At 61.1% G+C, this 13,787-nt stretch carries 9 protein-coding genes; 7 read left to right on the forward strand and 2 right to left on the reverse strand.

Going from position 1 to position 13,787, the window contains the following annotated elements; all coding sequences use genetic code 11:
* Positions 1-12 precede the first annotated feature (12 nt).
* The 5 genes from NUW46_RS01395 to NUW46_RS01415 all read left to right on the forward strand — a co-directional run bounded on the left by NUW46_RS01395 (position 13) and on the right by NUW46_RS01415 (position 7,558).
* Positions 13-1,242: an arginine deiminase gene (locus NUW46_RS01395; protein ID WP_418141198.1), complete on the forward strand. Its 1,230-nt coding sequence runs from the start codon at positions 13-15 to the stop codon at positions 1,240-1,242.
* 18 nt (positions 1,243-1,260) lie between these two features.
* Positions 1,261-2,262: an ornithine carbamoyltransferase gene (locus NUW46_RS01400; protein WP_418141199.1), complete on the forward strand. Its 1,002-nt coding sequence runs from the start codon at positions 1,261-1,263 to the stop codon at positions 2,260-2,262.
* Between the two features lies 1 nt (position 2,263).
* A complete protein-coding gene (gene arcC, locus NUW46_RS01405) occupies positions 2,264-3,172 on the forward strand; it encodes a carbamate kinase (RefSeq protein ID WP_418141200.1) in 909 nt (302 codons plus the stop codon).
* Between the two features lie 85 nt (positions 3,173-3,257).
* Positions 3,258-4,331 (forward strand): efflux RND transporter periplasmic adaptor subunit, encoded by a 1,074-nt coding sequence (locus tag NUW46_RS01410; protein WP_222465916.1) that lies wholly within the window; start codon positions 3,258-3,260, stop codon positions 4,329-4,331.
* Positions 4,328-7,558 (forward strand): efflux RND transporter permease subunit, encoded by a 3,231-nt coding sequence (locus NUW46_RS01415; protein WP_418141201.1) that lies wholly within the window; start codon positions 4,328-4,330, stop codon positions 7,556-7,558. The genes NUW46_RS01410 and NUW46_RS01415 overlap by 4 nt, the downstream gene beginning before the upstream one ends.
* Positions 7,559-7,568: 10 nt before the next feature.
* On the opposite strand, the gene NUW46_RS01420 is transcribed toward NUW46_RS01415, so the two are convergent.
* Together NUW46_RS01420 and NUW46_RS01425 are read right to left on the reverse strand one after the other, a co-directional pair.
* On the reverse strand, positions 7,569-8,624 hold the full coding sequence (locus tag NUW46_RS01420; protein WP_069182641.1) for a GGDEF domain-containing protein: 1,056 nt from the start codon (positions 8,622-8,624) through the stop codon (positions 7,569-7,571).
* A 137-nt stretch (positions 8,625-8,761) separates the two neighbouring features.
* Complete coding sequence (locus NUW46_RS01425; protein ID WP_136630730.1) at positions 8,762-9,211, reverse strand: potassium channel family protein; 450 nt, start codon at positions 9,209-9,211, stop codon at positions 8,762-8,764.
* Between the two features lie 152 nt (positions 9,212-9,363).
* On the opposite strand from NUW46_RS01425, the gene NUW46_RS01430 reads away from it, so the two are divergent.
* Positions 9,364-10,602: an efflux RND transporter periplasmic adaptor subunit gene (locus NUW46_RS01430; RefSeq protein WP_418141202.1), complete on the forward strand. Its 1,239-nt coding sequence runs from the start codon at positions 9,364-9,366 to the stop codon at positions 10,600-10,602.
* Positions 10,599-13,766 carry an efflux RND transporter permease subunit gene (locus tag NUW46_RS01435; protein WP_418141203.1) on the forward strand — a complete coding sequence of 1,056 codons (3,168 nt, stop codon included), beginning with the start codon at positions 10,599-10,601 and terminating at the stop codon, positions 13,764-13,766. Before NUW46_RS01430 ends, NUW46_RS01435 begins: the two co-directional genes overlap by 4 nt.
* Positions 13,767-13,787 lie beyond the last annotated feature (21 nt).

Raw genomic sequence — 13,787 nt, forward strand, 5'->3', positions numbered from 1 at the left:
AGGAGCTTTGTCATGTCTGAACACACACTCGGAGTGCACTCCGAAACCGGAACCCTGCGCCAGGTCATCATATGCCGGCCCGGGCTGGCTCACCGGCGATTAACGCCGTCCAACTGCGATGCCCTGTTGTTTGATGATGTCTTCTGGGTCAAACAGGCCCAGAAGGATCATGACGTGTTTGCCAGTGTGATGCGTGGTCGGGGCGTGGAGGTTCTGGACGTCAACGAGTTGCTGGCGGAAACGCTTGCCATTCCCGAGGGTCGGGCCTGGATTCTTGACCACCGGATCAACTGGAACCACATCGGCGTGGGCATGGTGTCGGACCTGCGGGCCTGGATGGACGAGTTACCCGAAACGGCACTAGCCGAATTCCTGATTGGTGGTCTGGAGGTGGGAGACCTGCCATTCGATCCGGTCGGGCTGTTCGGCAACCATCTGGGCCGTTTCGGGTTCGTCTTGCCGCCGCTGCCCAATTTCCTGTTCACCCGGGACAACAGCGCCTGGGTGTATGGCGGGGTGACCCTCAACCCGATGTATTGGGCTGCCCGCAAGCCCGAAACCCTGCTGATGGCGGCCATCTACCGATTCCACCCGAAATTTGCCGGCAAGGTGAACGTTCATTGGGGCGACCCACTGCAGGACCATGGCCTGGCCACCCTTGAGGGCGGAGACGTCATGCCTCTTGGCAATCGCACCGTGCTGGTAGGTATGGGGGAGCGCTCCTCGCCCCAGGCGATCGGGCAACTCTCCAAAGCACTCTTTGATGGCGGCATGGTGGATCGGGTGATTGCCTGCCAGTTGCCCAAGACCCGTTCGGCCATGCATCTGGATACCGTGTTTACCTTCTGTGGCGGCAACGTGGTTACCGCCTTCAAGGAAGTGGCCGATGCCGTGATCTGCTACGACCTGCGCCCCGGCGAGGGAGCAAAAACACTGGCCTTCAATCAGGACTCGCGGCACCTGTTCGAGGTGGTTGCGGAAATTCTCGGCTACCCGGCCCTGGAGGTGGTGGCGACGGGCGGCAACACGCCGGAAGAACGTGAGCGGGAACAGTGGAACGATGGCAACAACGTGCTCGCCCTGAGCCCGGGTGTGGTTGTTGGCTATGATCGTAACGACGATACCAATGCGGCCCTGGCGGCGGCGGGCATCGAGGTTCTGGCGATACCTGGTGCCGAGCTGGGCCGGGGTCGGGGCGGCGGCCGGTGTATGAGTTGCCCGACCATCCGGGATGCTGTCTGATAGCCAAGGAGAGATTTTATGGCATTCAATCTAAAAAACCGGCATTTTCTGACCCTGCGGGATTTCAGTCCGAGGGAAATCGCCTTTTTGTTGAAGCTGGCTGCGGATCTGAAGACCGCCAAATACGCTGGCACGGAGGTCCCGAAACTCGAAGGTAAGGACATCGCCCTGATCTTCGAGAAAAACTCCACGCGTACCCGTGTCGGTTTTGAAGTTGCCGCCTTCGACCAAGGGGCGCGGGTCACTTATCTGGGGCCGACCGGAACCCATATTGGGCACAAGGAATCGGTGAAGGACACGGCAAGAGTGCTTGGACGGGTCTACGATGCCATCGAGTACCGCGGGTTCGGCCAATCCGTTGTCGAGGAACTGGCGCAGTACGCCGGCGTGCCGGTCTACAACGGGCTTACCAACGAATTTCACCCCACCCAGATACTGGCGGACTTCCTGACCATGCAGGAGCATGTGGAAAAGCCTCTGCGTGACGTGGCGTATGTGTTCATCGGCGATGCCGCCAACAATATGGGCGACAGCCTGCTGATCGGCGGTGCCAAGATGGGTATGGACGTGCGTTTGTGCGCTCCCAAGGCCTGCTGGCCCAATCAGGCCGTGCAGGATGAAGCCCGGGCGCTGGCGGCTGAAACCGGCGCCCGGATTACCATCACTGAGGACACCGACGCTGCCGTTGCCGGCGTTGATTTCGTGTATACCGATGTCTGGGTCTCGATGGGTGAGCCCAAGGAAAAGTGGGCCGAGCGCATCAAACTGCTGATGCCATACCAGGTCAATGCGGCGCTGATGGCCAAAACCGGCAATCCCCGGGTTCGATTCATGCACTGCCTGCCCGCCTTTCACAACACCGAAACTGTGGTGGGCAAGGAGATTCAGGAAACCTATGGCATCGACGCCATGGAGGTAACGGAAGACGTGTTCGAGAGCCCCGCCTCGATTGTTTTCGACCAGGCCGAGAACCGCATGCACACCATCAAGGCCGTCCTCGTGGCAACCCTCGGAGGCTGACATGCTGGTTGTAGCTGCTTTGGGGGGTAATGCCCTGCTGAAACGCGGAGAACCGCTGACGGCAGAGGTTCAGCGCAAAAACGTTCAAGCTGCGGCACTTTCGCTGGCGGCTATTGTCCGGGCCGGTCACGATCTGGTCGTCACCCATGGCAACGGTCCGCAGGTAGGGTTGCTGGCTCTGCAGGGCGCGTCCTACAAGCCGGATGAGGCCTACCCTCTGGATGTCCTGGGTGCAGAAACCGAGGGCATGATCGGCTATATGATCGAGCAGGAACTGGAAAACGCCCTCAGCCATGACCGACCGGTAGCAACGCTGCTGACCCAGGTGGTCGTAGACCCAAAGGATCCCGCTTTCGAAAAGCCGACCAAATTCGTGGGCCCGGTCTATGACCGTGAGGAGGCTGAGCGCCGTGCTGCTGGTGCGGGCTGGAGCATCGCGCCGGACGGTGACAAATGGCGCCGGGTGGTGCCCTCGCCGAAACCCCTGGAAATACCGGACATGCGCGTGTTGAAACTGTTGCTGGAGCAGGGTGTGGTCGTTGTGTGTGCTGGTGGTGGCGGCATACCGGTGCTGCGCCGGGAAAACGGCAGCATGGTCGGTATTGAGGCGGTTATCGACAAGGACGCCGCCAGTGCCTTGCTGGCCCGCCAGTTGGGGGCGGATGCTTTGCTCCTTTTAACGGATGTGGATGCTGTCTACCGGGATTTCGGCACCGACCAGTCGACGCCGCTTTTCGAACTGACGGTGGACGAGGCTCGGGCCCTGGATATGCCGGCCGGCTCCATGGGCCCGAAACTGCAGGCCGCCTGCGATTTTGCCGAGGCTGGCGGGGCTAGTGGCATTGGCCGGCTGCAGGACGCCGTGGCCATTCTTGACGGCTCTGCGGGCACCCGCGTGTCGGTCGGTTAACGGCGCTTATCGTGTTTTCCGGGTGCATACTCTGATAATGTTCAGTTATTAGGTAATAACCAGATTTATTTCCCGGAGGTGCCTCATGGGGCGAATGGCTGCCGCAGGATTGCTTGTGACTCTGGGCCTGGTGGCCCAGGCTGCGCTCGGACAGGAGGCGTTGTCTCCCCAGCCGGTGACAACAGCGGTCGCAGAGCGTAGCGAGTTACACGAGACCGTGCACCTCGATGGCGTCATTGAGGCCGTACAGCAAAGTACCGTCTCTGCCCAGACCAGTGGCACTGTCCAGAGCCTTCCCTTCGATGTGGATGATTCCGTGACCGCCGGTGAGCTGATTGTCCAGCTGGAGGACAGTGAGCAGCGATCCCGTTTGCGCCAGGCACAAGCCGGGCTGGAAGAGGCCGAGGCAGCACTGGTGGACGCACGCCAGCGGTTTAACCGGATTGAGGCAGTCCACGAACGGGGGCTGGTATCCCGGCAGGAGTTCGATCAGGCCCGCAACAACCTGGCCGCTGCCCGGGCCCGGGTAGAGCGCGCCAGTGCCGCCGTTTCCGAGGCGCAGGAGCAGCTTTCCTATACCCGTGTGGTGGCGCCCTATGGCGGCATCCTGACCGAGCGCCACGTTGAGGTTGGCGAAGCGGTCAATCCCGGCCAGCCGCTGCTCAGTGGCTTGTCTCTGGAACAGCTTCGGGTTGTCGTCGATCTGCCCCAGAAATACGCCGAACTGGCGCGTACGGAGCGTCAGGCCCAGGTTACCCTGGCCGACGGCCGGGTGCTGGAAACCGGTGAAATGACTTTCTATCCCTATGCGAATCCGCAAACCCATACTTTCCGCCTGCGCATGCGCCTGAGTGAGCCCAACGGTTCCCTGTTTCCCGGCATGCTGGTGAAAGTCAGCGTGCCGGTTGCCACCCGGGAGGCCCTGTGGGTGCCGGCCAGCAGCCTGATTCAACGCAGTGAACTCAGGGCGGTATTTGTGCTCGATGATCAGGATCAGCCCAGGCTGAGGCAGGTTCGCACTGGGGTGCGGGACAATGGCCGGCTGGAGATTCTTGCGGGCCTGAGCGAGGGCGAGCGGGTAGTCACAAACCCGTCTGTACTGGTGGGCAGCGAGCGCCTGAATCCGCTTGAAAGAACGGGCGAGGAGTCGAACCCGTGAGCCGTAATTTGCCGCCCGTTGGTCCATCCGGTGCCATCGCCCGGGCTTTCCAGAACAACCATCTGACACCGCTGCTGGCCATTCTGGCAATTATTCTGGGCATCCTGGCCGTGGTGGTCACGCCCAAAGAAGAAGAGCCCCAGATTGACGTCACCATGGCCGATATCATGGTGGCCTTTCCCGGCGCCAGCACCCGGGAGGTGGAAAGCGCGATTGCCACGCCCGCCGAACAGGTGATGAGTGAGATCAAAGGCGTCGAACACGTCTATTCGGTATCCCGCCAGGGCCAGGCCGTGATCACGGTGCAGTTCGAGGTGGGTATTCCACGGCAGGAAGCCCTGGTGCGGCTGTACAACCAGGTGTACTCCAACCAGGACTGGTTGCCGCCCAACCTGGGCGCGACCCAGCCGGTGATCAAGCCCAAGGGCATCGATGATGTGCCGGTGATGACCCTGACCCTCTACGATCCGGTCAACGGCCATACGGGTGAGGAACTGACCCGCCTGGCGCACATGCTGGAAGTCGCCCTGAAACGGGTTCCCGGTACCCGGGATGTCTATACCACCGGTGGCATTCCGGATCGCGTGGATATCCGGTTCGATCCGGCGTTGCTGGCGGGGTTCAATCTCACCATCGACGATATCCGTAACGCCCTGGCGGCGGCCAACACCAGCAGCCAGGAGGCCCGGATTACCCAGGATAACCTGTCGATACCTGTCCAGGCCGGAACGCTTCTGGAAACCGTGGAGGATGTCCGGCGCCTGGTGGTGGGTATGTACAACGGCGCAGCGGTGTACCTGGAAGATGTGGCGGATGTCAGCCGCGGTGGCACCGTGGTGGACCAGAGCGTGATGACCGGATTCGGGCCGGCCCACGAGGCCGGCCAGGCCGGCCGGCCCGGTGAGGTTTACCCGGCGGTGACCCTGGCCATCGCCAAGAAGCCGGGCGAGAACGCCATCAACATTACCACGGCCATTGAAGAGCGTCTGGCGCAGCTGCGCAACCGGGCCCTGCCGGAATCCGTGGAGGTTCTGGTGACCCGGGACTATGGTGTGACCGCTTCCCAGAAAGCCCGCAAACTGATAACCGATCTGATCTCCGCCACCCTCTGCGTTGTGTTGCTGGTGCTGGCGGCCATGGGCTGGCGCCAGGCGCTGATTGTCGGCATTGCGGTGCTGATCACCCTGCTTCTGACCCTGGTGTTCTCCTGGGCCTGGGGTTTCACCCTGAACCGCGTCTCCCTGTTTGCGCTGATCTTCTCCATCGGCATTCTGGTGGACGACGGCATCGTGATCACCGAGAACATCAACCGGCGGATCCAAAACACCCGGCGGGCGGTGAAGGACATTATTCCCGTTGCCGTGGACGAGGTGGGCACCCCCACCATTATGGCCAGCCTCACTATCATGGCGGCGCTGATTCCGATGGCCTTTGTCAGTGGCCTGATGGGCCCTTACATGAGCCCGATTCCGATCAACGCCTCGGCCGGCATGGTGCTGTCCCAGATTGTTGCCTTTGTGGTGGCGCCCTGGCTGGCCTTCCGGTTGCTCAAGCACAAGAAGGGTGAGCAGGCCGCCGAAGCCGAGGAGGCTTCCAGCTCGGCGGATGGCGTCAGTCCAGTGTCCCTGCGAATTTTCCGGACGGTGCTCGGGCCCTTCCTGGGCGATCATCCCTGGCGGCGTCGTGTGCTGGCCCTGGGCGTGGTGGGGCTGACCCTGGCGGCCACGTCGCTGCCGGTATTCCAGGCGGTGATCCTGAAAATGCTGCCGTTCGACAACAAGTCCGAGCTGCAGGTGGTGGTGGATATGCCCGAGCGCACGCCCATGGAGCAGACCCAGCGGGTGTTGATGGAAATGGGCAGCTATCTGGAAACGGTGGATGAGGTGGCCAACTGGCAGACCTACGCCGGCACCGCGTCGCCGATCAATTTCAACGGTCTGGTCAGGCAATACTACCTGCGTGGCGACCCTTACCACGGCGATATCCAGGTCAATCTTATTCATGAGGAGCGCCGGGAACGGCAGTCCCACGCCATTGCCCAGTCCCTGCGGGGGCCGCTGACCGAGATCGGTAAGCAGTACGGCGCCAGCGTCAAGATTGTCGAGGTGCCGCCCGGTCCGCCGGTGTTGTCACCGGTGGTGGCGGAGATCTACGCGGTGGATGAAACCCGCCGGGCGCAACTGGCCCGACAGGTGGCCGAGGGCATGACCCGGGTTGATGGCCTGGTGGATATCGATACCACGCTTGAGGCACCTACTCGGCAATGGGAAGTGGTTGTGGATCGGGACCGCGCGGCAAGGCTTGGTGTGTCCCAGGCCCAGGTGGTCGGTGCCCTGCAAACGGCCCTGGGTGGAACCAGTGTCAGTTTCCTGCACGATGACCATGCCAAGTACCCTGTTCCAATTCGTGTGATTCTGAGCGAAGGTGACAAGGCCCAGCCCTCGGTATTGTTATCCCTGAACGTGCGAAGTCGTGATGGCAACTTCGTCCCGCTGGCGAGTATTGCCGACGTTCGCGAGGCCGACTGGATGGGCGCGATCTACCACAAGGATTTGCTGCCGGTGACCTACGTGACGGCGGATATGGCTGGAGAGGTCGATTCGCCGCTGTACGGCATGTTTGCCATGGTCGAGCGCCTGAACAAGCAGGAAGTGGCGCCGGAGCAGTATTTCATCGATCAGCCCCCGTTGCCGGAAAAAGGCACCCTGAAATGGGACGGTGAATGGCAGATTACCTACGAAACCTTCCGGGATATGGGGGCCGCCTACAGCGTGGGCGTGTTCATGATCTTCGTGTTGCTGGTGGCCCAGTTCCGCTCCTATATTCTGCCGCTGGTGATCATGGCGCCCATTCCCCTGACGATGATCGGCATCATGCCCGGCCATGCCCTTCTGGGGCGGGAATTTACCGCCACCAGCATGATCGGCATGATTGCCCTGGCCGGCATCATCGTGCGCAATTCCATCCTGTTGGTGGTGTTTATCCGGCAGTTGATCGAGGAGGGTGTCGAACTGGACGAAGCGGTGGTCCTGGCGGGTGCGGTGCGCATCAAGCCCATCGCCCTGACGGCGATTTCGGCGATGGTGGGGGCTTACTTCATCCTGAACGATCCGATTTTCAACGGCCTGGCGATATCACTGGTATTCGGCCTGGCCATGTCCACGTTACTGACCGTGCTGGTGGTGCCGCTGCTGTATTACACCCTGGCGCGCTGCAAGTGGGTGTGAAGCGGGGCGTTTACGCCTGACATGGCACCAGGACGCTGTCGGAACTGATGATCCGGTTCCGCCCCGCGTCCTTGGCGTTATAGAGGTACTCGTCGGCACGGCCGATCAGGCTGCGAAGGTCGGCGCCGTCCGGACCAAACTGGGCAATGCCGCCGCTGATGGTGAGCCTGATGGCCTGGTCCTGATAGGACACGGGGTTTGACTCGATCTCATTCCGGATCTTTTCGGCCACCCGATGGGCCTGGTCTGCGGTGGTGTTGGTGAGCAGAATGGCGAACTCTTCACCGCCCAGTCGTGTGGCAAGATCGGTTGCTCTCAGCGATGCCCGCAGTGTGCCGGCAACATGCCGGAGCGCCCGGTCGCCCGCCTCGTGACCATGCTGATCATTGACCTGTTTGAAGTGGTCCAGGTCCAGCACCAGCATGGACAGCGGGGTTCCGTTGCGGAGGCTGCGCTTGCGCTCCTGCTCGAAAACGTCGCTCAGGCGCGCGCGGTTGGCGAGACCTGTCAGCGCATCGGTCTGGGCCATTTTCAGCAGGCGCGATTCGGATTGCTCCCGGGTGATCTCGTAAATATGGGAGAAGGCCAGAATGGTCAGGGACATCAGCCCCATGTTGGCAATCGGAAGCGGCTGCATCAGCTCCGGCGCATCGTGGAATTTGAAGAAGAAAATCACTGCTGCCGTAACCATGAACACGGCGGATACCAGAAGACCCAGCCGCCGCCCCATCAGAAGGTGAGAAAGGATGGGAATTAACAGAACCCAGGCGAATACGGTTGTTGTCGCCCGGGGAGACGTGAGCGCGAACATCATGGTGATGCAAAAGGGCAGGATAAACGCCAGGATCCATCGTTCCAGGTGTTTGGTGTTTCCGATTGCCCAGAAAATGAAAACCGAGTAGCACGCCATGCCAATCTCGGCAAAGGCCAGGGGGTAGTTCCCTCTCTGCATGTTGAGCATAAAGAAAAGCAGGCCACTGACGGCGGTCAGTATCAGCAGCGTTTTTAACACCGCTTTGCGGTACGGACGGGCAAGGTGCTTCTGTGATTCCGTATAGCTTTCCATGGGTCTGGTCTGGGCATCCGGTGCACTGGAGTGATGTGTACAAAGAGGTTGCACATGCTGCAAGCTCCGGCCATTAGATCAGAAATCCGGCAGTGTAGCCGTCCATATTCGACTAAAGTCTAGGGTGTAGAGGTTCCTCAACGAGTCGGCCAGTAGCGTTGCATTTCCACGAACAGGAACGAGGCGCTCCAGGTGATCAGAACCAGTCCGGCCAGCGCCTCTATGCCGGTGAGAAAGCGCAGAATACCGAAAGGTTCGATATCGCCGTAGCCAAGAGTCGTGAAGGTGGTGAAGGAAAAGTAGGCGCAGTCCAGGATGCTGCCGCTGAAATTACCGGTTAAATGGCCCCAGCCCTCGGCGTGGTGCATGAAGTAGAAGGCACTGGCAAAGATCCAGACCTGGAGGGTGTGCGCGGCAAGAATGCCGAAGACGGCAGCAATCAGTCGGAAACGGTGGCTCTGGCGCATTCTCGACAGAAGGCTGCTTAAATTCAGGAGCACTTCGTGATGGATCAGCACCACAACGGCAACGATCAGCCCGTTAATGAGCGTTGCGTTGAGGAGATTGACATGGTGTTCTGCTGCCAACAATGATGCTCTCCGTTGCCATGACTGAAAAAACACTGCGTAAAATTGACGCAGGAATTCGGCTTGTCCGATCCGAAAACGAGCCCTGATTGTATAGTAGTCTGAACCCGACAGCCCAATGGGCTTTATTTACCTTAGCTGGCCTGCAAGTAATGTCCAAAAGACTGATTCCCCTGTTGATTCTCGCCGTCGGTATCGCCGGTTTCATGATTCTCAAAATGACCCGCCCGGAGCCTGCAGAGGTCAGTGCCACCGAGCGCAGTTGGCGTGTCCAGGTTCAGGAAATTGAGCCGGGCACGCATACCCCGGTGCTGCCCCTGTATGGCGAAGTACTGGCCCCGGAGCAACTGACGGTGACAGCAACCCTGGCCGGTCGAATCGGTACGCGGCCCGTGACCGAGGGGCAGCGGGTCAAGGAGGGCGAGCTTCTGGTGGCACTGGACGATGCCGATATTCAGCCTGCGCTCTCCCAGGCCCAAGCACAGGTCAAAGACCTTGAAGCCCAGATCCGATCGGAGCAGGTCCGGTACCGGAATGATCAGACGGCGCTGGCCAGCGAACAGGCCATTCTGGAAAACGCCCGGCGGCAGCTGGAGCGTACCCGGTCGTTGGTGAATCGCAACCTGGCTTCCCGTGAGGCACTGGAAGCGGCTACGGACGCCGCGGCCAGAGCAGAGCTGACGGTAAATGCCAGGCAACGGGCAATCGAAGAGCATCCGGCGCGGCTGCAGAGCCTTCAGGCGAAACTCGCCCAGGCAGAGGCAAACCTGCTCAGCACCCGACGGGATGCTGAACGGGCCCGTATGACGGCGCCCTTTGACGGCATGGTGACCGACATCCGGGTGGCCGAAGGTGACCAGGTCAGCCGTAATGAACCTCTGTTGTCGCTCTACCCCGTTGATGGTCTGGAACTCAGGGCCAGGGTGCCGGAGATGTTCCGGGGCGAACTTCTGGATGCCCTGCAGCGGGGGGAAACACTGATTGCCACCAGTGCTGGTGATCAACACCGGTTTCAGCTTGCCCGCTTTGCGGGAACCAGTGATCCGTCCGGAACCGAAGCCATTCTCGAACTGCAGGGGGATCCCCGTGGGATCCGTCCGGGCGGTTTAATGCCCGTCACGCTTGAACGGGCGGCACGGAGCAATACCGTGTCGATTCCGTTCAGTGCTCTTTATGGCGCCGACAGCGTTTACCTGATGTCTTCAGACGGCCGGATGCAGCGCGCCCGAATAGAACGTATTGGCGAGGCCCGGGGCAGCAATGGTGAGCGCCGTCTGCTGGTATCCGGTGAAGCCCTGGTATCTGGCGCGCAACTGATTACGACGCATCTGCCCAACGCTGTCACCGGCCTCAAGGTGGATGTGGCAGATTCCGGAGTGGCATCGCAATGAGGCGGAAAAAAGGCGTCATCGGCTTTTTCGTTCATCACCGGGTTGCTGCCAACCTGGTCATGCTGGTGATGCTGCTCGGTGGTGTGCTGGCTCTGACCCGCATGAACATCCAGTTCTTCCCCACCTTTGCCCTGGACGTGGTCAGTGTCCGGGTGGTCTGGAGTGGTGCGTCCGCCGAAGACGTGGAGCAGGGCATTACCAACCCTCTGGAGCAGCGCCTGCGCAGCGTCGATGGCCTGAAAAAAATGACCTCGACCTCGGCCCAGGGGGTTTCCTCCATAACCCTCGAATTCGAAGAAGGCACCAATCCGATCCAGGCCCTGGATGACGTACGCCAGCAGGTGGATGAATTCACCAATTTCCCGGCGGAGGCGGAGGAACCCCAGGTAACCCGCATTGAACGCTACGAGCCAGTGGCCCGGTTGCTTGTGTACGGCGATGTGGATCGCAGTGAGCTGCGGCAGATGGCCTACCGTTTTGAAGATGAACTGCTCCAGCGTGGTATTGACCGGGTTTCGATCCGCGGCTTGCCGGAGCAGCAGATCAGCATTGATGTGCCGGTTGAGCGGCTGGAAGCACTGGGGCTGTCACTGGAGCAGATTGCCGAGCGCGTGGCCGCCATCTCCCGGGACCTGCCTGCCGGCATGATGGCGCAGCAGGATGCCACCCGGGAACTGCGGGCCGTGGAACAGCGCCGAAGCCCCCAGGAATTCGAGAACATTCCGGTGCTCAGTGGTGAGCGGATCCAGCTCAATCTGGGCGATGTGGCGATTATCCGGCAGGAAGCCCGCGAGAGCCAGGTGACCCTCGAGAAGGACGGCAAGCCGGCGGTTGAGCTGCAGTTGCAGCGATCGGAGAACGGCAATTCGCTGGCAGCGGCCCAGGTACTGGAAACCTGGCTGGCCGATACCCGGCCGGTGCTGCCGCCAACGGTAAAGCTGGAGGTGTACGACGAGACCTGGCAGCTTCTGGACGATCGTATTTCCCTACTGGTGAACAACGGGCTGGGTGGCCTGGTTCTGGTGGTATGCCTGCTTTACCTGTTTCTCCCCGGTCGGGTTGCCATGTGGGTGGCTGTGGGTATTCCGACGGCGTTCCTGGCGGCCATGGCGGTTCTCTGGCTGATTGGGGGTTCCATCAACATGATTTCCCTGTTCGCCCTGATCATGGCGTTGGGGGTGATCGTCGACGATGCCATTGTGGTGGGCGAGGATGCCGACGCCCACTCCCGAATGGGCGAGGAATCCATCTATGCCTCGGAAGGGGCAGCCAAGCGTATGGTGTGGCCCGTGCTGGCCTCGTCTCTCACGACGGTTGCGGCTTTCATGCCCCTGCTCGTGGTGGGCGGTGTCATTGGCAATATCCTGGGCGATATTCCGCTGGTGATGATCTGCGTTCTGGTCGCCTCCCTGCTTGAGTGTTTCATCGTATTGCCGGCGCACTTGCGTCATGCCTTCGTGCCCAGACGCAAGAAAAAAGCGGGAGAGACAGAACCCGAGCCAAAAGCACCGGGTCCCGTGGAGCGCTTCCGGCGGGGTTTCGAGCAGCGTTTCGACCGTTTCCGGGAAGGCCGGTTTCGCCGGTTCTCACGGTATAGCCTGGAACACCGGGGCGCTACCGTGGCGAGCGCGGTTGCCCTGGCGATCGTAACGGTCGGTCTGCTGGCTGGTGGCCGGCTCGGATTCAACTTTTTCCCAACACCGGAGCCTTCGGTCTTCTACGCCAATGCCAGCTTTGTGGCCGGCACGGATCGCGGCACCGTTGAGGAGTTCCTGACCCAGATGCAGCGAACGCTCAACGAGACCGAAGAGGCGCTTGGCGGTGATTTCATTTTGCATGTAGTGACCACCCGGGGCGCAACCCAGGGTGCCGAGGGCAGTTCCCGTAGCGGCGATGAACTGGGTTCGATGATGATCGAACTGGTGCCCTCCGACCGCCGCTCGGTTCGTAACCCGGAATTCATCACGGAGTGGCGCAGCCGGCTGGAGACACCGGCCGGGCTGGACAATCTGACGATTTCCGAACGTCAGGCCGGACCGCCGGGCCGGGATGTGAATGTGCGTTTGACCGGCGACAACGCGGAGAATCTGAAGCGTGCCGCGGATGAACTGGGGCAGGCGCTCTCGACGCTGCCCGGTGTGCTGGACGTTGAGGATGACATGCCCTGGGGCAGGGAACAGCTGCTTTACCAGGTCAGCGCCTATGGCGAGGCACTGGGATTGACCACCTCCGATCTCGGGCGCCAGCTCAGGGCTGCCTTCGACGGCCGGATCGCCCAGATCTACCAGGATGGCCGGGATGAAGTCGAAGTTCGCGTGCAACTGCCCAAGGATCAGCGGGAGCGCTTGTCGACGCTTTCCCGTATCACCGTGCGGGTGCCGGACGGTCGCTTTGTTCCCCTGACCCAGGTCATGAACCTGGACCACCGTCAGGGCTTCCAGGCCCTGCGACACGCCGAGGGCCGGTTGGCGGTTGAAGTCACCTCTGGGCTGAACACCCGGGTCAGCACCACCGACCAGATTCTGACCAGCCTTGAAGCAGACGCACTGCCGGATATCGCCAGTCGCTACAATGTGCGTTACAGCTTCGAGGGCCGTGCGGCCGACCAGAGGGAGACCCTGGGAGACATGCAAACCGGACTGGTTATCGGGTTGGCGCTGATGTACGTGGTGCTTGCGTGGGTGTTTGCCTCCTGGAGCCTGCCGCTGATCGTTATGGCCATCATCCCGTTCGCCCTCGTGGGCGCGTTGCTGGGGCACTGGCTGATGGGGCTGCAACTGACCATTCTTTCCCTCTTCGGGTTGTTTGGTCTTTCCGGGATTGTGGTCAATAACGCCATCATCCTCGTAGCTTTCTACAACCAGCAGCGGAAAAAGGGTCTGGGAATCACCGATGCGCTTAACGAGGCCGCGGTACAGCGGGTTCGTGCGGTTATGTTGACTTCCCTGACCACCATCGGCGGGCTGCTGCCGTTGATGTTCGAAACGTCCCTGCAGGCCCAGTTCCTGATCCCCATGGCCACCTCTATTGCCTTTGGCCTCGGGCTATCGACCTTGCTGGTCCTGTTGGTCATACCGGCGTTGCTGTCCTGGCTGGAGCAGTTCCGCGAGTGGCGTGCACGCCGGCACGGCACCTATGCTGATCCTATCGGGGCGGCGGATTGACCACCTGGCTCTGATTGACCC

The sequence above is a fragment of the Marinobacter sp. MA genome, from assembly GCF_048298425.1.
Classification (GTDB): domain Bacteria; phylum Pseudomonadota; class Gammaproteobacteria; order Pseudomonadales; family Oleiphilaceae; genus Marinobacter; species Marinobacter salsuginis.